Genomic DNA, 19667 nt, shown 5'->3' on the forward strand with positions numbered 1-19667 from the left:
CTTGGCGATGAATTCAGATGGCCTGTGAATTCATTGACCGCTGGCCGTTGCGGTCGTGCCGAGTTTCTCATCTCACCCATCGCTCCCACAGGGGATCGTCTGTGCGCAGGAAGGCTACGCCAACACCGCCACCGCCTTGATCTGTGCCCACAACACCTGCCCAGGATGCAGCTTCAACTGGTCGCGGGAATACCGGGTGATTCGCGCCAGCAGCGGTGTGCCGGCGGCTTCCATGCGGATCAACACATGGGCGGCGTTGTCACCGGCCAGTTCGCTGACGACCGTCACCGGCAATCGATTGAGGATGCTGGTCTGCGCATCGTTTGCCAGGCTCAGGCTGACGTCCCGGGCCTGGACCTTGAAACGCAGCGGCTGCCCGACAGCCAGTGGCGTGTGGGTGACCCGCACGTTGAGTTGGCTGTCGGGCAGGGTCAGGGTGAGCAACTGATAGTCCGGGTCGTAACCGACGACGTTGCCCTGGATCACTACGCCCGCGTCGTCGCCCATGGCCAATGGCAGGTCGAGCCGGGCCAGGGTCTCGCCGATCGGCCCGCTGGCCAAGGCACGCCCGGCCTCCAGCAGGACGATGTGATCGGCCAGGCGCGCCACTTCGTCCTGGGAATGGCTGACGTACAACACCGGGATGTCCAGTTCATCGTGGAGCCGTTGCAGGTAAGGCAGGATCTCGTTCTTGCGGCGGCTATCGAGGGCCGCCAGCGGTTCATCCATCAGCAACAGGCGCGGGCTGGTCAGCAAGGCGCGGGCGATGCCGACGCGCTGGCGTTCGCCGCCGGAGAGGTTGTGCGGTTGCCTGTCGAGGAGGTGGCCGATGCCGAGCAGTCCTGTTGCGTGCTCGATGTCCACGCGCCGTTGCGCCGCGGCAACGCGCTTGAGGCCGAACAGCAAGTTATCGCGTACCGACAAGTGATCGAACAGGCTCGCCTCCTGGAAAACGTACCCCAGCGCTCGCTTGTGAGGCGGCACGAAAACCCCACGTTCGCTGTCCTGCCACACCTCGCCATTGACCTCGACGAAGCCCCGCGCGGGCCGGTCCAAACCGGCGATGCAGCGCAGACAGGTGGTCTTGCCGGAGCCGGATTCGCCGTACAGCGCCGTCACGCCCCGGCCAGGCAGTTGGACGTCCAGGTCCAGGGAAAAGGGGCCGTGGTCGAGTTGAAATCTCGCTTGGATCATCGATCAGCTCCAACCGGCGCGGGTACGGCGGCTGGAGTACAGCGCCAGCAGCACCAGGAAAGAAAACACCAGCATCGCCGCCGCCAGCCAATGGGCCTGGGTGTATTCAAGGGCTTCGACATGGTCGTAGATCTGCACCGACACCACCCGGGTCTTCTCGGGGATGTTGCCGCCGATCATCAGCACCACGCCAAATTCGCCGACCGTGTGGGCGAAGCCGAGGATCGCGGCGGTGATGAAGCCGGGTCGGGCCAAGGGCAGGATAACGCTGAAGAAGGTGTCCCACGGCCCGGCCCGCAGGGTGGCGGCGACTTCCAGTGGACGGCTGCCGATCGCGGAAAAGGCGTTTTGCAGCGGCTGCACCACGAAAGGCATCGAATAGATCACCGAGCCGATCACCAACCCGGTAAAGCTGAAGGTGAGGGTGCCGAGCCCGAGCGCCTGGGTAAACTGTCCGATCCAGCCGTTGGGGCCCAAAGCCAACAGCAGATAGAAGCCGATCACGGTCGGTGGCAGCACCAACGGCAGGGCCACTACCGCGCCCACCGGGCCGCGAAGCCGCGACTGGGTGCGCGACAGCCACAAGGCAATGGGCGTGCCGATGAGCAACAGGATCACCGTGGTCAGCGACGCCAGTTTCAGGGTCAGCCAGATGGCGGCGTAATCGGCGTCGGTCAGCGGCATCAGGGTTTGTAACCGTAGGCTTGGATGATGGCGGCGGCTTTGGGGCCCTTCAGATAGTCCATCAGCGCCCGGGCAGCAGGGTTGTCCCGGCCCTTGCCGAGGATCACGGCGTCCTGCTTGATCGGGTCGTGCAGTTCGTCCGGGACAATCCACGCGGAACCGCTGGCCAGCTTGCCGTCCTTGAATACCTGGGACAGGGCGACGAAGCCGAGCTCGGCATTGCCGGTGGAAGCGAACTGGTAGGCCTGGGTGATGTTCTGGCCTTCGACGATCTTGGCCTTGACCTGCGCGGTGAGCCCCAGTCTAGCCAAGACCTGGGTGGCGGCTAGGCCATAGGGCGCGGTTTTCGGGTTCGCGATGGACAGGTGCTGGAACGCGTTTTTGCGCAGGACCTGGCCCTTGCCGTCGACGTAATCGTCCTTGGCCGACCATAACGCCAGCGTGCCGACGGCATAGGTGAAGCGCGAACCCTTGACGGCATCGCCTTCGTTTTCCAGCCGGGCCGCAGTTGTGTCGTCAGCGGCCAGGAACACCTCGAACGGCGCGCCGTTCTTGATCTGGGTATAGAACTGCCCGGTCGCGCCGTACGCGGCGATCAGTTTGTGTCCGGTGTCCGTCTCGAAACCGGCGGCGATGGCCTGGATCGGCGCGGTGAAATTGGAAGCGACGGCGACTTGCACCTCATCGGCTATGGCTGCGTTGGCATAAAGACAGGCAGCCAGCAGTGGGGCGAAATGGATAGCACGCATGGACAGGGTTCCGTAAAAGCGAGTTCGCTATATAGCGGAATATATAGCGAACGGCTGACAAACGGAACGCGGTATTTTGTCAGAAGTCAGCGATAGCGTCCGGTCAAGCGCCGGGGACTGTCAGGCTTGCGCTCAGCCCTTGAACCGAGCCAGCGCCTCCTCAGCCAGACGCCGCGTCAACTCGCCACTCGGCAACTCACGGCCCATGGGAAACGCCTGGCCGGCCCAGAGATTGGCGAAATCAGCTTCATTCTTCGCGCGAAGGGGCATCAATGCGCCGCCCGCCAGAGGGAATGCCGGGGCGAGCGGGCTCATTGGGCCGACTTCGCGCATCACGCGGTTGACGATCCCTCGGGCCGGGCGACCGGTGAACAGGTTGGTGACCGCCGTCTGGCTTTCCTTGGCCGTGCGCAACGCCCGATGATGGGACGCGCTGATCTTCGCCTCGGGCGTGAACAGATAGGCGCTGCCCAGTTGCACCGCCGACGCGCCCAGGGCAAACGCGGCGATGATTCCCCGCGCATCACCGATACCGCCAGCGGCGATCACCGGCACCTTCACCGCGTCCACCACTTGTGGCAGCAGGGCGAACAGGCCAACCTGGGTGTTGAGGTCGTCACTGAGGAACATCCCGCGATGACCGCCGGCTTCATAACCCATGGCGATGATCGCGTCGCAGCCGTGCTGCTCGAGCCAGATGGCTTCCTCGACGGTGGTGGCCGAGGAGAGGATTTTCGCCCCGGTGGCCTTGACCCGATCGAGCAGGGATTTTTCCGGCAGGCCGAAGTGGAAGCTGACCACCTTGGGCCGCAGTTCTTCCAGCACGCGGCAGGCCGCATCGTCGAACGGCGTGCGATTGGACACCGGCGTCGGCGCGTCAAAATCGGCGCCAAGCTCCTCGTAATAGGGCTTGAGTCGTTGTTTCCAGGCCTCGGCCCGTTGCTCATCAAAAACCGGCGGTTGGTGGCTGAAAAAATTCACGCTGAATGGCTTGTCGGTTTGTTCGGCAATGTCCGTCAGTGCCTGGCGCAGTTGTGCCACATCCAGCATCGCCGCAGGCATCGAGCCCATCCCACCGGCATTGGACGTGGCGACCACCATGGCCGGACCGGTCACGCCAGCCAACGGCCCCTGGATGATCGGATGCTCGATGCCGAGCAGGTCGAGAATGCGGGTGTCTGGCCACTGACTCATGTCCGGGTGTCTCCGACGGCAGAAGGAAACGCTGTTTTTAGCAGGTGTGACCCGGCCAGGGCCAGTCGAGTTTTTCAATCGATGCCCGGGTTGATCCCGACGCAAGGATCGGTACGATGCGGACTTCTACCATCAAGGAGCCCGACCCATGGACGTGAAACTCAGGACTGTCGAACCCTTCACGGTCGCCGGATTGCAGGTGCACACCCGCAACGCCGACGAGCAGCAGGGCGAGACCGCGAAAATCGGCCCGATGTGGCAGCAGTTCTTCACCGAAGGTCTGTTCGACCAGATCCCGGCCCGTCAGTCAGATTCGTTCGTCTACGGGGTGTATTCCGGCTACGAGTCCGATGCCACCGGTTATTTCGACGTGACGGCGGGGGTGCAGGTCGATGCGACGAGCGCAGGCTACCCGGCCGTTGATATCGAGGGCGGGGACTACCTGGTGTTCTCGGCCAAGGGGGAAATGCCCGATTGCGTGATCCAGGCCTGGGGGCTGATCTGGGCCTACTTCGCCGATAATCCGCAGACAGTGCGCCGGTTCGCCACTGATTTCGAGGTGTACAACGCGCCTGATTCGGTCGCGATCTATATCGGCATTCAATCCTCAGGCGAGCGTTCCAGCGCCAGCAATTGACGCTTGCGCTCCACGCCCCAGCGATAACCCGACAAGTTGCCGTCGCTGCGTACTACCCGATGACAGGGTATCGCCACGGCGAGGCTGTTGGCGCCGCAGGCCTGGGCCACGGCGCGAACCGCTTTCGGCAAGCCGATGCGCTGGGCAATCTCGGCATAGCTGGCGGTGCTGCCCGGTGGAATTTCCCGCAGGGCCTGCCAGACCCGTTCCTGGAACGCGGTGCCGCGCAGGTCCAGCGGTAAGTCCAGGCCTAGGGCCGGCGCTTCGATAAACCCCACCACTTGGGCGATCAATTGTTCGAATTCCCTGTCGGCGCCGATGAGGTTGGCGCGGCGGAATTTATCTTGCAGGTCGCGCACCAGCACGTCCGGATCGTCCCCCAGCAGGATCGCGCACACGCCACGCTCGCTTTGCGCCACCAGGATCGCCCCGAGGGAGCACTGGCCGACGGCAAAGCGAATGTCGGTGTTTTGCCCAGCGGCCCGGTAGTCCGCGGGTTTCATGCCAAGGACTTTGTCGGCGGCTTCATAGAAGCGGCTGTTGGAATTGAAACCTGCGTCGTACAGCGCTTCGGTCACAGAGCCGGCGTCGGCCAGGCGTTCGCGCACTTTGCGCGAGCGATGGGCGGCGGCGTAGGCCTTTGGGGTCAGGCCGGTGACGGATTTGAAGACTCGGTGGAAATGAAAGGGGCTCAAGCCTGCCGTCTTCGCGAGGTCATTCAGGCCAGGCAGGTCGTCGGCCGCCTCGATCTGGCGGCAGGCGGCCGCGACCCGCGCCGCTTGTTGCGCGGCGATCTGGGTCTGGTCCCTCGCCAGGCGTCTGCTAGGGCGGTAGCCGGCAGCCTGGGCCTGTTCCGGCGTATCGAAGAACTCGACATTGCGCGGGTTCGGCAGGCGCGACAGGCTGCTGGGGTGGCAATAGATGCCGGTGGTCTTCACGCCATAGACAAATTGCCCGTCGGCGCGCGCATCGCGCGCGAGCACGGCGGCCCAGCGAGGGTCCTGATCAGGGGCGAGGGTATTCGAAGTGCTGTTCATGGTCGTTATTCCATTGGCCCGTTTTGGCTAGATTAGCGAGCCATCCAGCTGACGACACTCCGGGTCTTGCGGTTGAATTCTGCGCCTTTATCCCGCCATGCGGAACGTCAGGTTGATGCGCTGGGCGCCCAGGCGTGGATGCTCTCCCGGCTTGAGCGGCAGCACACCGTGGTAGCGCAACCGGTCCACGCCACCCCAGACCGCGATGTCGCCATGGAACAACGGGATGCGCTGGCTTTTGTCGCCGCGCTCGAACCCGCCGAACTGGAATGTCGCTGGCAGTCCAAGGGAGAGTGAGACCACGGGGGCTGTCTGGGAACGTTCGTTCTTGTCCTGGTGCAGCGACATGCGTGCGCCGGGCACGTAGCGGTTGATAAGGCAGGCATCGGGCTCGAAGTGTTCGAACCCCGCCTGCTTGGCAGCAGCGCGGGCCAGCTCGCGAAACACTGCCGGCATGGCGGGCCAGGGGTGGCCGGTCTGCGGATCATGGGCGGTGTAGCGATAGCCGCTGCGGTCGGTGGTCCAGCCGAGCGCGCCACAACTGGTCAAGGCCACCGACATGGTGAAACCGCCGGGCGTGACCATCTGCCGGAACGGCGCCGCCTGCAGGACGCTTTCCAGCGCTGGCAGCAAACGGTCGAGCCAGGGCAGGGCAAACCCGCGCAGTACGAAGGACTGCTGGCCGATCTGCTCGACCTGGCCGGGCGTGGTGGGCGCCTGGTCGGCGAAGAGGTCGAGGGTGATGGGCGTGTCGTCATTGCGCATCATGAAAAATGATCCCGAGTGTATGCCGGCGGCCGCTGTGCACACGGCTGACGCCATGGCGCAAGTTGACTCGATAATAACCGCGAATGCCTTTGACCGGCCGCTGATGTACGGCGAACACCAAGGCATCGCCTTGTTTCAAGTCGATAACCTGGGGCCGCGATTGCATGCGTGGGCGCTGCTCCGTGAGGACAAACTCGCCCCCGGTAAAATCCTCTCCCGGTTCCGACAGCAGGATTGCCACCTGCAACGGGAACACGTGCTCGCCATAAAGATCCTGGTGCAGGCAGTTGTAGTCCTCGGGCGCGTACTGCAGGAGCAACGGGGTGGGACGTTGCTGCCCGGCGGCGTGGCAGCGTTGGATAAAGTCGGCATGTTTGTCCGGGTAGCGCGCGTCCAGGCCCATGCACTCGTTCCAGCGATTGGCCAGCGGTACCAGCATCGGGTACAGCGACTGGCGCAGTTGCTGGATTGCGTCAGGCAGTGGATAGGCAAAATACTGATACTCGCCGCGCCCGAATCCATGGTGAGCCATGATTATCCGCGAACGAAAAAGCCCGGAGTCCGCATACAAACTACTCAACTTCCGACATTGCGTTGCCGACAGCAGGTTGCGAATGATCGCGCAGCCGTCCTGGTCGAGGCTTTCCGCCAGGCTGGGCCAGTCCAGGTCGGCGAGGTGTTGGGGCAGGGAGGACGTTGGGGACATGATTGCAATCCTGTTGGAAGGACTGGTCAGTCTGAAGAATGCCGCGGTGCAGGCACCCCGATTCTTGCGGTGTGAAGCGTTCCTGTGGCGAGGGAGCAAGCGCCCTCGCCACAGAAAACAGCTGGGCAGGCTTTATAGCGCCTTGCTGACCTTGAGCTCGGTGATCTCATCATCCGTGTCGCCATGCAGCTTTTTCAGCGCGGCCATGGCTTCTTCCTCAGCGCCGGTTTGCAGTTGCGCGAACTCGAAGCGGCGTTCACCGTTGAGTTTGTACTTGATAACGTATTTGGTCGTCGGGGCCACGGTATTACCTATCTTGGACAAGGGCTACTCAGCTCAGCTTCGAGCTGGAGCGCCGGATGATCTTGATCTTGTGGGTCAGGGTCGGCTTGCGGGTGACGCTGATGGCGCGACGGTTGACGGTGTCGATGGTGATGTTCCAGAAACCGGTACTGGGGGCGGTGATCCTTGCCGGGAACGTGTCGAATGCGCCGCCGTGGTAGGTGTGCCGGCCACCGTTCTTGAAACTACGGAAATTGGCGTCGTTCATCAAACGGATGTTGCACATTTGGGAGCATTCGATCACGACGATATCGTCTTCGTTGAGGTGCTCGCGCTGGTGGATGAATTTCATGGGCGCCTCCAGAAGGGCATTTCTTGCAAATCAAGACAGTAAGATGAAGCAATCATAATGGCGCGCAGTTTATCAGCACCGTGAGTTAATATCCGGCCCCGATCCTCGGTGTCTTCCATTTATCCGGCCTTTGCGGATAAAAAATGGAAGGGCGTTGGAGAAAAACGACATTCGCATTGTCGGAGGGTCTTTATTGGAGGAATCATATGAAGCGCAGCGTGTGGGTACTGGCCTTGGCCTTGGGTGGATGTGCATCGGTATCGGACATCAACCAGACGCCGCCCACCATGAGCGTCATCTCCGGGAAGAAACCTCACGAATACGCCAAGTGTGTTGCCGACAAACTGCTGGGAAGTCGCGGCCAGTTGCAAATGGAGCCGCAAAAGAATGGCGTCCGGGTGATCGTTCCCGGCAAGCTGTCGGCGCTGCCGGCGGCGGTGTTCGACATCGAGGAGCGCTCCAGCGGCAGCAGCATCAAGCTGCATGAAAGCCTGTCCAACGTACCCGTGCGTCCTGGCGATGTGCAGGACGCTGCCAATGCCTGCATTTCCGGTTAAGCGGGGCGGGTCCTGACGGACAGGCCGCGCATCGGTTAAACTGCCACCCTCGATACAAGAATGCCGCCACGGTCGCCGTTGGCGGCATTGTCATTCATGGAGTCCGATCGATGAAACGCGAACAGGTGCACGAGCGCCACGCAGAGGGGCTGATCCTGGCCACTCATGTGATCCAGAACCCTGCGAGCGCTGGAGAATGGATCGTCTTCTTCAAGAAAAGCGCCGGGCGCAGTTTCTTTCTCGTGGACGATCAGGACGAAGTCGAATCCTTCGAACGCCTCGACGACCTGATCGAGACCTTGCGCGGTCTGGGCATCAAGTTCGCCGAGATCCACATCTAGCCACTCGCCAGAAAAGAAACGTCTTTGCGAAACAGGACACGTCTATTTGCAGACGACTACAACGCTGCGGCTGTTGTAGTTTCCTACGTCGACACCGAGGGTCTTCTGGCTGTCGTTGGCCTGTGGGGTGCCGTCAGTACCGACGATGCGGTAACCCGTACCGGCGCAGGACGCATCCGCTTTCTCGTAACAAGCCGCCCAGGAATTGGCCTCGCCTGAACAGTCGATGGCCAGGCCTTGTTCGCCGTTGTTCAGGTAGGTCTTTTCAGCCGAGGCACAGCCTGCCAAGGCCAGGACTGCAAAGAGAGCCAGGAATGTCTTCATGAGGAGTCATCGAGAGGGGAGGAATGGCGCGAGATTATAGCGAATGGCCATTCCGGTACAGCTAAACCGGCGGCCCCTTCCGAGCAGCAGGGCTTGGGTGGGGCCGGCTGATTATTTCTTGCGGCGATTATTGCGTGCCGGAGCCTGTTCGCGTTCCCGTGGCGCCGGTGCAGAGCGCTCGTCCTGGAATACCGCGGCGACTTCCACCGCCATTGTCTTGGTGGGCAAGGGGCCGGCGACCTGCTCGCCATGGTAGTTGATAATCCACCATTGGCCGTCCTTGTCCTGGCTGACCGAATAACCGTTTGCGTTCTGTGTTGCCGACATCTAACTGCCTCATTGGCGGGATCAAGGCGGCCATGATACGCCAAATGCTCGCAAACAGCGTCGATGGGCGTACAGTGGGGACCGCTGGAACCATCGAAGCGAAAGGCGATTGAACTATCGCCCGGTTTATTTCTCTATGATGGCATCGGTTGGCCAGCGCGGGCATTGTAAGGTGCCTGCCGGCTGATTAGACTGCGCCGAAACTTGTACACACCGCCTTTTCAAGGACTTATATGATCAAGAAATGCTTGTTCCCAGCAGCCGGTTACGGTACTCGCTTCCTGCCAGCGACTAAAGCCATGCCCAAAGAAATGCTGCCGGTGGTGAACAAGCCACTGATCCAGTACGGCGTCGAAGAAGCCCTGGATGCGGGCCTGACGGAAATTTCCATCGTCACCGGCCGTGGCAAGCGCGCCCTGGAAGACCATTTCGACATCAGCTACGAGTTGGAAAACCAGATCAAGGGCACCGACAAGGAAAAATACCTGGTCGGCATTCGCAAGTTGCTGGACGAGTGCTCGTTCTCGTACACCCGCCAGACCGAAATGAAAGGCCTGGGCCACGCGATCCTGACCGGCCGCCCGCTGATCGGTGACGAACCGTTTGCCGTGGTCCTGGCGGACGACTTGTGCGTCAACCTGGAAGGTGACGGCGTACTGACCCAGATGGTCAAGCTGTACAAGCAGTTCCGTTGCTCCATCGTGGCGATCCAGGAAGTGGATCCGCAGGAAACCAACAAGTACGGTGTCATCGCCGGCGAAATGATCCGCGAAGACATCTACCGCGTTCACAGCATGGTTGAGAAACCAAAGCCTGAAGACGCGCCGTCGAACCTGGCTATCATCGGCCGCTACATCCTCACTCCGGACATCTTCGACCTGATCGAACAGACCGAGCCAGGCAAGGGCGGTGAAATCCAGATCACCGACGCCCTGATGAAACAGGCCCAGAACGGCTGCGTAATGGCCTACAAGTTCAAGGGCAAGCGTTTTGACTGCGGTGGCGCCGAAGGTTATATCGACGCGACCAACTTCTGCTTCGAGAACTTCTACAAGACCGGCAAAGCTTACTGATAAGCCTCTACCGTGCCTTGAAAAAACGCCCCGACTGGTTCGGGGCGTTTTTTTTGCCTGCAAATCAGCGGGCGCTGAAACCCGTGGCGAGGGAGTAAGCTCCCTCGCCACAAGGGCCCCGTGCAAATGCCGTTTGGCTTTTCAGCTTCCATCCCCATAATCATCTGCAACGCTGCCCGATCTGGCTGCTCCGCGCGGAAACAGCAGGTATGCTGACGGCCTGCCGAAGGAGATAGAAGATGGCCTACGATTTTGATCTGTATGTGATTGGCGCCGGTTCCGGCGGTGTGCGAGCGGCGCGGTTTGCCGCCGGTTTCGGGGCCAAGGTGGCCGTGGCGGAAAGCCGTTACCTGGGCGGTACCTGCGTTAACGTCGGTTGTGTGCCGAAGAAACTGCTGGTCTACGGCGCGCATTACGCCGAGGACTTCGAACAAGCGTCGGCCTATGGCTGGACGGCGGGCGATGCGAGTTTCGACTGGGCCACGCTGATTGCCAACAAGGATCGCGAGATCAATCGGCTCAACGGTATCTACCGCAACCTGCTGATCAACAGTGGCGTGACATTACATGAAGGCCACGCCAGGATTACCGGCCCTCATGAAGTCGAGATCAACGGCGAGCGCCACACCGCCAAGCACATCATGATCGCCACCGGTGGCTGGCCGGTGATCCCGGACATCCCGGGGCGCGAGCACGCCATCAGTTCCAACGAGGCGTTTTTCCTCAAGACGCTGCCCAAGCGCATGCTGGTGGTGGGCGGCGGCTACATTGCGGTGGAGTTCGCCGGAATTTTCCATGGCATGGGCGCGCAAACATCCTTGCTCTATCGCGGTGACTTGTTCCTGCGCGGCTTCGACGGCGCCGTGCGCAAGCACCTGGCCGAAGAGCTCCAGCGTCGTGGCCTGGACCTGCAATTCAACGCGGACATCCAGCGCATCGACAAGGAAACCGACGGCAGCCTCAAGGTGACGCTCAAGGACGGGCGCACGCTGGAGACCGATTGCGTGTTCTACGCCACCGGTCGCCGACCGATGCTGGACAACCTCGGCCTGGAGAACACGGGCGTGACGCTGGACGAAAAAGGCTTCGTTCAGGTGAATAAAGAATACGAGACCGCCGAGCCATCGATCCTGGCCATTGGTGACGTGATCGGTCGGGTACAGCTCACCCCTGTCGCGCTGGCCGAAGGCATGGCAGTTGCGCGGCGCCTGTTCAAGCCTGAACAGTATCGCCTGGTGGACTACCGGATGATTCCCACGGCGGTGTTCAGCCTGCCGAACATCGGCACGGTTGGCCTGACGGAAGAACAGGCTCGGGAAGAGGGCCACGAAGTGCAGATTTTCGAAAGCCGTTTCCGGCCAATGAAGTTGACCCTCACTGACTGCCAGGAGCGGACGTTGATGAAGTTGGTGGTCGATGCCAGGACCGACAAAGTGCTGGGATGCCACATGGTCGGGCCGGACGCCGGGGAAATTGTCCAGGGCCTGGCGATCGCGCTCAAGGCGGGCGCCACCAAGCGCGACTTCGATGAAACCATCGGTGTGCACCCGACCGCCGCCGAAGAATTCGTCACCATGCGTACGCCTACCGCCTGATTATCCCCTTCGTCCATGGGGCTGTGATCCGTTGATCCAGCCCTGTGAACTGTCAGGCAACTGCCATGATCAACTGATCGCGCCTGCGGCAGCCTCCACAGATTTCTTCTATCTATATAGTTTCCTGATAGTCAAAACCAATCATTTGCATGAGCTTTGGCAATGAGCCAACGGCGAAATGAATGGCTAAGATTCACCCCATCAACTTTTCAACCCCTGACGGAGAGTCAACGATGCCTATCATCAACAGCCAAGTTAAACCGTTCAAAGCCACCGCGTTCAAAAACGGCGCTTTCGTCGAAGTGTCGGACGCCGACCTGAAAGGCAAGTGGTCTGTCGTGTTCTTCTACCCGGCTGACTTCACCTTCGTTTGCCCAACCGAGCTGGAAGACCTGGCTGACAACTACGCTGAATTCCAGAAGCTGGGTGTAGAGATCTACAGCGTGTCTACCGACACTCACTTCGCCCACGCTGCCTGGCACAACACTTCGCCAGCCATCGGCAAGATCCAGTACACCATGATCGGCGACCCGACCCTGGCTATTTCCCGCAACTTCGACGTGCTGATCGAAGAAGCTGGCCTGGCTGACCGAGGTACTTTCGTGATCAACCCTGAAGGCCAGATCAAGATCGTTGAAATCAACGACGGCGGTGTAGGCCGTGACGCTTCCGAGCTGCTGCGCAAGATCAAGGCCGCCCAGTACGTTGCTGCTCACCCAGGCGAAGTCTGCCCAGCCAAGTGGAAAGAAGGCGAGGCCACCCTGGCTCCGTCCCTGGACCTGGTCGGCAAGATCTAAGTCTGTGAGTCATCCGAGGGCGATCCGCTCTTAATCAAGTAAGCCGCTTCGCCCCAAAAAACGCCCGGGCGAGATTCGCTCGGGCGTTGTTTTTTCTGAAATTCAAACATGGAAATCGCCCGTATGTTGGACGCCAATCTTAAAGCTCAGTTGAAGTCATACCTGGAACGGGTCACCCAGCCGATCGAGATCGTTGCATCCCTCGACGACGGTGCGAAATCCCAGGAAATGCTCGCGTTACTCAAAGACGTTGCCAGTCTTTCCAACCAGATTACCTTGCTCGACAACGGCACCGATGCGCGCAAGCCCTCGTTCTCGTTGAACCGCCCGGGAGCCGATATCAGCCTGCGTTTCGCCGGTATTCCCATGGGCCATGAATTCACTTCGCTGGTACTGGCCCTGCTGCAAGTCGGTGGCCACCCTTCGAAGGCCAGTGTCGAAGTGATCGAACAGATCCGCTCGCTCAAGGGCGAGTTCAACTTCGAGACGTATTTCTCGCTGTCGTGCCAGAACTGCCCGGACGTGGTCCAGGCGCTGAACCTGATGGCGGTGCTGAACCCGAACATCAAGCATGTCGCCATCGACGGCGCGCTGTTCCAGGCCGAAGTCGATGAACGCCAGATCATGGCCGTGCCAAGCATTTACTTGAACGGTGTGAACTTCGGCCAGGGCCGCATGGGCCTGGAAGAAATCCTCGCCAAGATCGACACCAGCGGCATCGAACGCCAGGCCGAGAAGATCAGCGCCAAGGATGCCTTTGACGTGTTGGTGGTCGGCGGTGGCCCGGCCGGCGCTTCGGCGGCCATCTATGCGGCCCGCAAAGGCATCCGCACCGGTGTGGCGGCCGAGCGTTTCGGCGGCCAGGTGCTCGACACCATGGCGATAGAGAACTTTATCTCGGTCCAGGAAACCGAAGGCCCGAAACTGGCCGTTGCCCTGGAAGAGCACGTCAAGCAGTACGACGTGGACATCATGAACCTGCAACGCGCCGACGCCCTGGTGCCTGGCGCGGATGGCGGGTTGCATGAAATCAAGTTCGCCAGCGGCGCGAGCCTCAAGGCCAAGACCGTGATCCTGGCGACCGGTGCCCGCTGGCGCGAAATGAACGTGCCGGGCGAGCAGCAATACCGCAACAAGGGCGTGGCGTACTGCCCGCACTGCGACGGTCCGCTGTTCAAAGGCAAGCGCGTGGCGGTGATCGGCGGCGGTAACTCCGGCGTCGAGGCAGCCATCGACCTGGCGGGTATCGTGTCCCACGTCACGCTGCTGGAGTTCGACGTGCAATTGCGTGCCGACGCGGTGTTGCAACGCAAACTGCACAGCCTGCCGAACGTGACGGTGATCACCAATGCCCAGACCACTGAAGTGACGGGTGACGGCCAGAAGGTCAACGGCTTGCGCTACAAAGACCGTCCGAGCGATGAAGTGCGCGACGTGGCGCTGGAAGGGATCTTCGTACAGATCGGCCTGTTGCCCAACACCGATTGGCTCAAGGGCACCGTCGAGCTGTCACCGCGCGGCGAGATCATCGTCGATGCCCGTGGCGAAACCTCGATCCCTGGCGTGTTCGCTGCCGGTGACGTCACCACCGTGCCGTACAAGCAGATCGTGATCGCCGTGGGCGAGGGTGCCAAGGCCTCGTTGAGCGCCTTCGATCACCTGATCCGCACGTCCGCGCCGGCCTGATCGCCGGTCGCTGGAATAACAAAACCCCATGGGCCTTGGCCCATGGGGTTTTGTTATTGATCGCGCGTTACCCTGTGGGAGGGTGATGCGGTTTACAGCGGCGCAGGCTGGATGATTTCAACCCAATAGCCGTCCGGGTCCTTGATGAACGCCAGGCTTTTCATGCGGCCGTCGCTCAGGCGCTTCTGGAAGTCACAGCCCAGCGCTTCGAAGCGCTCGCAGGCGGCGACGACGTCCGGTACCGAGATGCAGATGTGGCCGAAACCGCGCGGGTCGGTGTTGCCGTTGTGGTAGGCGAACGCCGGGTCGTTTTCGGTGCCATGGTTGTGGGTCAGTTCCAGGATGCCGGGAATCGACTTCATCCACTCGGTACGCGCCGCCGCGTCCGCCGGGATCTGGCTCTTGTCGACCAGGGCCAGGAAATACAGGCTGAACTCGGCCTCGGGGAAATCGCGTTTTTCCACCAGGGAGAAACCCAGTACGCGGGTGTAGAAATCAAGGGACTGGGTGATGTCCTTGACCCGCAACATGGTGTGGTTGAAGACGAACCTTGCCGTGGCGGCATCGGGCTGGGCGGTGACGCCAGGGAAAGTGTTGAGTTCTTGCAGGCTCATGGGCCCTCCGGAAAATAAGTGGGGCAAACGACGCCGCAGCGGTGCCGCGACGGTCCTGGGCTTGCGCTGGACGGCTTCCTTGCAGGTGCATCCATGATACGCAAGGGGCGGGGCATCGCCAAACATGCCTATTGCCTGGTGACGCATCGCGCTTCAGACTTCACGATCAGTCCTTGAGTGCAACGCAATGTTTCGACCGCTTCCTTCGCTGTTCGTCCTGCTGTTTACCGTCGCATCGGGCGTCGACGCGGGCGCCGCCGAACCGCAGGTTACCTGGCCTCAGGGTTGGATCATCGAATCGCTGCCTACCGACGCACCGGCCCCAGCCAAATTCCCCAGCCGGCAGCGCGCCACCAAGAACGACTCTTCCGGCAATGCCGTGATGGTGATGGAGTTAACCGCGTCACCCGTCGAGCCCGACCATCTCGTCAACTTGCACGGCGTGCTGCTGGAAATGAGAAAGTCGATACAAAAGGATTTTTTCCAGGGCGGCTATCAAAGTGTCTGCAATAAGATTCATGCTTCGGTGTTGGGCGGCGTAAGCGCTTTGGAAACCACTTGCACGATTACGCAGAACGGCCGTCATGTATTGTCGCAGACCCTCGTCGCGGCACTTAACCAGGGCAATGCCTACGTGTTGTCCTATGCGGGGCAGGCGCAGGTATTCGTAGAAAGCGAGGATGAAATACAGTCGGTACGAAATAGCCTGAAACTATAAGGCTTTCAGCATAATACTTTTGGATTAACCTTAAAGTTCGGTCATAAAAAAGCCCTGGTGCAAGCCAGGGCTTTTGCATTTTAGCGCTATCAACCACGCAGCCAGGAATCGACGGTGCTCGCACCGTATTGTTCCTTCCACGCTTTCAGGCCGCGATGGTTGCCGCCCTTGGTCTCGATCAGTTCACCCGTGTGCGGGTTCTGGTAGACCTTGACGACCCGGGCACGGCGGGTTTTTGGAGTCTTGGCCGACGACAGACCCGACTTGGAAGGACTTGGGTCGAGGATCGCGATGATGTCACGCAGGCCCTTGCCGTAGGTTTTCATCAGCCCTTGGAGCTTTTCTTCGAATTCGATTTCTTTCTTGAGCCCGGCATCATTCTTCAAAGCTTCCAGCTGCGCGAGCTGCTCTTGAAGGGCCTTTTCGGCTTTGCGAAATTCAGCGAGTCTGGACAATATAAGTACTCCAATCAAAATAAATGGCTGATACCAACCGCAAACAAAGCTATAAGCCAGGCGCCTTGTAGCGACTCGGTGACTAATGACTCTCCTGCTATCGGGTCAGGCAGAAAAAATTGTAGTAGTTAATCCGAAAAGTGTAAATCGTAACTTTTTCGTTATGTAACAACAGTTGCCTTTTACCATCAGTCGACGGGACGACGTCAAGCGCTTGGCGACGGAAATGGGCTGTTAACAGTACTAGATGGCGTAATGAAATCCTGCCCGCTACTGTATCGGGCAAATAGAGAGCCTTGTAGAAAGTTAAGCGTGACTTAAATCGGCTGAACTGCCTGGGCCAGCTCGATAAACGCCAGGGTTGCCGGCGAGGCTTGGCGGCTATCGAGCACGGCCAGGCCGATCTGCCGTGGGACGGGGGGCGACAGGGGGCGAACAACGAACCCGGGTGGCCGGACCAGAGGAAGCGAGCCTTCGGAAACCACGCTCACCGCGTCGCCACGCGCGACGATGTCGAGGGTACTGAGCAGTTGCGAGCAGCGATAACGTACGTTCGGTGTAAGTCGCGCTGCATTGAACAAGCGCCAGACCAGCTCCGACGAGCCAGCCTCGGTGAGGATGAACGGGTCATCGCACAGGTCCCCGAGCTTCACGCAGGTTCGGTCGGCGAGGGAGTGGGCAGCGGGAAGCAGGGCGACCATCTGGTCTTCCACCAGCGCGAACGTATCGAAGCGCTCCTCCGGCAAGACTACGAAACCGACGTCGATTCGCCGTTCATCCAACCACTGGAGCACCTGGCGGTCCGGACCCTCGTCCACGTGCACTTCGATCCCCGGATGCAATGCCCTGAAGCGCTCGAGGATCGCTGGCAACAGCTTCATCGACGATGTCGGGCCGAACGAGCCGATGCGCAAGGTTCCGCGACGCATGCCGCGGGCATCGGCGGCTTCCTGGCGCAGGGTATTGGCCAACCCGAGCATGGCTCGGGCCCGCAGCAGCAATTGCTGACCGATGTCGCTGGGCTCCACCACGGTTTGATGGCGCCTGAACAGCTCGACGCCGAGTTCTTGTTCCAGGGATTTGATGGCGTGCGACACCGCTGACTGACCAATACCCAACCGTGTAGCGGCTGCCGTGAAACCTCGCAATTCGGCGACCAGCGAGAAGATCTCAAGTTGGGTGAGGGTCATGAGTAAACGCTCATTTTACGATTAGCAGTCATGAGCTGGATGATGACGTATCTGCCTTGATCCAGAAAGCCCCTAGTTCGGTGAATCATGAAGCCCCTTGAACATACTGTTGCCGCGCCATCCGACGTTCCGGTCTATTTGAAACTTGCCATGGTCACGATGATCTGGGGCGGGACCTTCGTGGCCGGGCGCATTCTCTCCGATGCTCTGGCGCCGGTGCTGGCCGCCAGCGTACGCTTCCTGCTGGCGAGTATCGCGCTGCTGGTGTTTCTCGGCCTGGCCCGCATTCCCCTGGCCAGGCCCAGCCTGAAACAGGGTGCCCAACTGGTGGTGCTCGGTTTCTTCGGCATTTTCTTCTACAACCTGTGCTTCTTTTATGGCTTGCAGTACATCAGCGCGTCGCGGGCCTCGTTGATCGTGGCGTTGAACCCGGCGGTGATCGGGCTGGCTTCGTGGTGGCTGTTCAAGGAACGGCTGGGACGCTTGAAGGTGGCCGGCATTGTCTTGTGCCTCGGTGGGGCAGGCTTGGTGATCGTCAGTCGTGACCCAACCCTGCTACAAACAGCGGAATACGGCTGGATAGGCGACTTGCTGATTTTCGGCTGTGTGCTGGGCTGGGGTATTTATTCGCTGTTTTCCAAGAGCCTGAATGACAGTCTTGGCCCATTGCAGACGGTGACCTGGTCGATCCTGCTGGGCACGCTGATGCTCTGGGCAGCTTGTGCAGCGGGCGGGGATAGTCAATTCGCGGCGCTGACCTCGCTGGATAGCCGACAATGGCTGAGCCTGCTGTACCTCGGCGTGCTGGGCTCGGCCCTGGCCTATATCGCCTGGTATGACGGTATCCGGCGGATTGGCGCGACCCGGTCTGGCGTGTTCATCGCGCTCAATCCGCTCACGGCGGTGTTGTTGGGCGCCTTGCTATTGGACGAACGGCTTACGGCCTTGATGGGCGTGGGCGGGGGGCTGATCCTGACGGGGATTTTCCTGTGCAACAAACCCATTGCGCGGTAGACGGAAAAGGCGATTTGATACCCGAGGCGGACAAATACGGTTACGCTGTGTAGAATCGATTTACGCATATAAGAATAACGTCTTCTGGCAGCAGAAGCCTCGCCCGCAAGAGCCTTGGGTCGACAATGAAGATACTTGGGTTTCAACTGATCTATGGCGATTTCCTCGCCCGCAGCGTCCGCGGTATTTCCTGCGCGCCGCCATGCGCCCTCAGCATCACTGGCAACTAACGTTTCCTGTTAATTGATAAGCATGATGAGGCGCCGACATGGCAGATCTATACGAAAACCCGATGGGCCTGATGGGCTTTGAATTCATCGAATTCGCGTCCCCTACGCCCAATACCCTGGAGCCGATCTTCGAGATCATGGGCTTCACCAAAGTGGCTTCCCACCGCTCCAAGGACGTGCACCTGTATCGCCAGGGCGCGATCAACCTGATCCTCAACAATGAACCCCATAGCGTGGCGTCCTACTTCGCCGCCGAGCATGGCCCGTCGGTGTGCGGCATGGCGTTCCGGGTCAAGGACTCGCAAAAAGCCTACAAGCGTGCCTTGGAACTTGGCGCCCAGCCGATCCACATCGAGACCGGCCCGATGGAGCTGAACCTGCCGGCGATCAAGGGCATTGGCGGTGCGCCGCTGTACCTGATCGACCGTTTCGGCGAAGGCAGTTCGATCTACGACATCGACTTCGTGTTCCTTGAAGGCGTCGACCGCAATCCGGTGGGCGCGGGCCTGAAGATCATCGATCACCTGACCCACAACGTGTATCGCGGGCGCATGGCCTACTGGGCGAATTTCTACGAGAAGCTGTTCAACTTCCGTGAGATTCGCTACTTCGACATCAAGGGCGAATACACCGGCCTGACGTCCAAGGCGATGACCGCCCCGGACGGCATGATCCGCATCCCGCTGAACGAAGAATCGTCGAAGGGCGCCGGGCAGATCGAAGAGTTCCTGATGCAGTTCAACGGCGAAGGCATCCAGCACGTGGCGTTCCTCACCGATGACCTGGTCAAGACCTGGGATCAGTTGAAGAAAATCGGCATGCGCTTCATGACCGCGCCGCCGGACACCTACTACGAGATGCTCGAAGGCCGCCTGCCGAACCACGGTGAACCGGTGGATGAGCTGCAATCGCGGGGCATTCTGCTGGACGGTGCGTCCGAGCAAGGCGACAAACGCCTGCTGCTGCAAATCTTCTCGGAAACCTTGATGGGCCCGGTGTTCTTCGAATTCATCCAGCGCAAGGGCGACGATGGTTTCGGCGAGGGCAATTTCAAGGCGCTGTTCGAGTCGATCGAGCGTGATCAGGTGCGTCGTGGTGTACTCGCTACCGAGTAACGCCTGATCGCATCAAAAAAAGCCCGCC

24 protein-coding genes are annotated in these 19667 nt (G+C 60.4%); 10 read left to right on the forward strand and 14 right to left on the reverse strand.

All coding sequences use genetic code 11. The annotated features are described in order from the left end of the window. Positions 1–114: 114 nt before the first annotated feature. The 4 genes from modC to J3P79_RS10590 form a co-directional block, all read right to left on the reverse strand. Complete coding sequence (gene modC / locus J3P79_RS10575; protein WP_434610268.1) at positions 115–1194, reverse strand: molybdenum ABC transporter ATP-binding protein; 1080 nt, start codon at positions 1192–1194, stop codon at positions 115–117. Between the two features lie 3 nt (positions 1195–1197). Then, positions 1198–1878: a molybdate ABC transporter permease subunit gene (gene modB, locus J3P79_RS10580; protein WP_434610270.1), complete on the reverse strand. Its 681-nt coding sequence runs from the start codon at positions 1876–1878 to the stop codon at positions 1198–1200. Further along, a complete protein-coding gene (modA, locus tag J3P79_RS10585; protein ID WP_434610271.1) occupies positions 1878–2627 on the reverse strand; it encodes a molybdate ABC transporter substrate-binding protein in 750 nt (249 codons plus the stop codon). The genes modB and modA overlap by 1 nt, the downstream gene beginning before the upstream one ends. 132 nt (positions 2628–2759) lie before the next feature. After that, entirely contained in the window at positions 2760–3821 is a 1062-nt protein-coding gene (locus J3P79_RS10590; RefSeq protein ID WP_434610272.1) for an NAD(P)H-dependent flavin oxidoreductase, read from the reverse strand. 148 nt (positions 3822–3969) lie between these two features. Between J3P79_RS10590 and J3P79_RS10595 the strand changes: the two genes are divergently transcribed. Continuing rightward, a complete protein-coding gene (locus J3P79_RS10595) occupies positions 3970–4458 on the forward strand; it encodes a GyrI-like domain-containing protein (RefSeq protein WP_434610274.1) in 489 nt (162 codons plus the stop codon). On the opposite strand, the gene ada is transcribed toward J3P79_RS10595, so the two are convergent. The 5 genes from ada to J3P79_RS10620 form a co-directional block, all read right to left on the reverse strand. Beyond that, positions 4422–5495 carry a bifunctional DNA-binding transcriptional regulator/O6-methylguanine-DNA methyltransferase Ada gene (ada, locus tag J3P79_RS10600; RefSeq protein ID WP_434610275.1) on the reverse strand — a complete coding sequence of 358 codons (1074 nt, stop codon included), beginning with the start codon at positions 5493–5495 and terminating at the stop codon, positions 4422–4424. The genes J3P79_RS10595 and ada overlap by 37 nt on opposite strands. Before the next feature lie 87 nt (positions 5496–5582). Next, positions 5583–6263 carry a DNA oxidative demethylase AlkB gene (alkB, locus tag J3P79_RS10605; RefSeq protein WP_434610277.1) on the reverse strand — a complete coding sequence of 227 codons (681 nt, stop codon included), beginning with the start codon at positions 6261–6263 and terminating at the stop codon, positions 5583–5585. After that, complete coding sequence (locus J3P79_RS10610; protein WP_434610279.1) at positions 6250–6969, reverse strand: 2OG-Fe(II) oxygenase; 720 nt, start codon at positions 6967–6969, stop codon at positions 6250–6252. The genes alkB and J3P79_RS10610 overlap by 14 nt, the downstream gene beginning before the upstream one ends. A gap of 132 nt (positions 6970–7101) precedes the next feature. Further along, on the reverse strand, positions 7102–7293 hold the full coding sequence (locus J3P79_RS10615) for a hypothetical protein (RefSeq protein WP_434611642.1): 192 nt from the start codon (positions 7291–7293) through the stop codon (positions 7102–7104). Positions 7294–7300: 7 nt separating this feature from the next. After that, positions 7301–7603 carry a DUF1883 domain-containing protein gene (locus tag J3P79_RS10620; RefSeq protein ID WP_003182962.1) on the reverse strand — a complete coding sequence of 101 codons (303 nt, stop codon included), beginning with the start codon at positions 7601–7603 and terminating at the stop codon, positions 7301–7303. Positions 7604–7809: 206 nt separating this feature from the next. Here J3P79_RS10620 and J3P79_RS10625 point away from each other — a divergent pair, with 206 nt between their 5' ends. Both J3P79_RS10625 and J3P79_RS10630 read left to right on the forward strand, forming a co-directional pair. Next, positions 7810–8160 carry a hypothetical protein gene (locus J3P79_RS10625; protein WP_434610281.1) on the forward strand — a complete coding sequence of 117 codons (351 nt, stop codon included), beginning with the start codon at positions 7810–7812 and terminating at the stop codon, positions 8158–8160. Between the two features lie 110 nt (positions 8161–8270). Then, positions 8271–8501 (forward strand): hypothetical protein, encoded by a 231-nt coding sequence (locus tag J3P79_RS10630; protein WP_434610283.1) that lies wholly within the window; start codon positions 8271–8273, stop codon positions 8499–8501. 42 nt (positions 8502–8543) lie between these two features. On the opposite strand, the gene J3P79_RS10635 is transcribed toward J3P79_RS10630, so the two are convergent. Both J3P79_RS10635 and J3P79_RS10640 read right to left on the reverse strand, forming a co-directional pair. After that, positions 8544–8825 (reverse strand): hypothetical protein, encoded by a 282-nt coding sequence (locus J3P79_RS10635; RefSeq protein WP_434610285.1) that lies wholly within the window; start codon positions 8823–8825, stop codon positions 8544–8546. 111 nt (positions 8826–8936) lie between these two features. Beyond that, positions 8937–9152 (reverse strand): hypothetical protein, encoded by a 216-nt coding sequence (locus tag J3P79_RS10640; protein WP_039592969.1) that lies wholly within the window; start codon positions 9150–9152, stop codon positions 8937–8939. 233 nt (positions 9153–9385) lie between these two features. On the opposite strand from J3P79_RS10640, the gene galU reads away from it, so the two are divergent. The 4 genes from galU to ahpF all read left to right on the forward strand — a co-directional run bounded on the left by galU (position 9386) and on the right by ahpF (position 14303). Continuing rightward, positions 9386–10225, forward strand: a complete 840-nt coding sequence (gene galU / locus J3P79_RS10645) for a UTP--glucose-1-phosphate uridylyltransferase GalU (RefSeq protein ID WP_039592970.1) — start codon at positions 9386–9388, stop codon at positions 10223–10225. Positions 10226–10464: 239 nt separating this feature from the next. Beyond that, entirely contained in the window at positions 10465–11820 is a 1356-nt protein-coding gene (gene gorA / locus J3P79_RS10650; RefSeq protein WP_434610288.1) for a glutathione-disulfide reductase, read from the forward strand. Between the two features lie 233 nt (positions 11821–12053). Further along, complete coding sequence (gene ahpC, locus J3P79_RS10655) at positions 12054–12617, forward strand: alkyl hydroperoxide reductase subunit C (protein WP_011061677.1); 564 nt, start codon at positions 12054–12056, stop codon at positions 12615–12617. A gap of 123 nt (positions 12618–12740) precedes the next feature. After that, a complete protein-coding gene (ahpF, locus tag J3P79_RS10660) occupies positions 12741–14303 on the forward strand; it encodes an alkyl hydroperoxide reductase subunit F (RefSeq protein ID WP_434611425.1) in 1563 nt (520 codons plus the stop codon). Between the two features lie 92 nt (positions 14304–14395). Here the strand turns inward: ahpF and gloA are convergent, their stop codons facing one another. Continuing rightward, positions 14396–14917, reverse strand: a complete 522-nt coding sequence (gene gloA / locus J3P79_RS10665) for a lactoylglutathione lyase (protein WP_434610290.1) — start codon at positions 14915–14917, stop codon at positions 14396–14398. A gap of 187 nt (positions 14918–15104) precedes the next feature. Here gloA and J3P79_RS10670 point away from each other — a divergent pair, with 187 nt between their 5' ends. After that, on the forward strand, positions 15105–15635 hold the full coding sequence (locus J3P79_RS10670; RefSeq protein ID WP_434610291.1) for a DUF4946 domain-containing protein: 531 nt from the start codon (positions 15105–15107) through the stop codon (positions 15633–15635). An 89-nt stretch (positions 15636–15724) separates the two neighbouring features. On the opposite strand, the gene J3P79_RS10675 is transcribed toward J3P79_RS10670, so the two are convergent. Together J3P79_RS10675 and J3P79_RS10680 are read right to left on the reverse strand one after the other, a co-directional pair. Further along, positions 15725–16090 carry a histone-like nucleoid-structuring protein, MvaT/MvaU family gene (locus J3P79_RS10675; protein ID WP_045155705.1) on the reverse strand — a complete coding sequence of 122 codons (366 nt, stop codon included), beginning with the start codon at positions 16088–16090 and terminating at the stop codon, positions 15725–15727. A 317-nt stretch (positions 16091–16407) separates the two neighbouring features. Beyond that, positions 16408–17280 (reverse strand): LysR family transcriptional regulator, encoded by an 873-nt coding sequence (locus tag J3P79_RS10680; RefSeq protein WP_434610293.1) that lies wholly within the window; start codon positions 17278–17280, stop codon positions 16408–16410. An 87-nt stretch (positions 17281–17367) separates the two neighbouring features. On the opposite strand from J3P79_RS10680, the gene J3P79_RS10685 reads away from it, so the two are divergent. Both J3P79_RS10685 and hppD read left to right on the forward strand, forming a co-directional pair. Continuing rightward, positions 17368–18294, forward strand: coding sequence for a DMT family transporter (locus J3P79_RS10685; protein ID WP_434610294.1), 927 nt, complete (start codon positions 17368–17370; stop codon positions 18292–18294). Between the two features lie 268 nt (positions 18295–18562). Next, positions 18563–19639 carry a 4-hydroxyphenylpyruvate dioxygenase gene (hppD, locus tag J3P79_RS10690; protein ID WP_434610295.1) on the forward strand — a complete coding sequence of 359 codons (1077 nt, stop codon included), beginning with the start codon at positions 18563–18565 and terminating at the stop codon, positions 19637–19639. Positions 19640–19667: the final 28 nt, after the last annotated feature.

The sequence above is a fragment of the Pseudomonas sp. R1-7 genome, assembly GCF_051132105.1.
In the GTDB taxonomy this organism is placed as follows: Bacteria; Pseudomonadota; Gammaproteobacteria; order Pseudomonadales; family Pseudomonadaceae; genus Aquipseudomonas.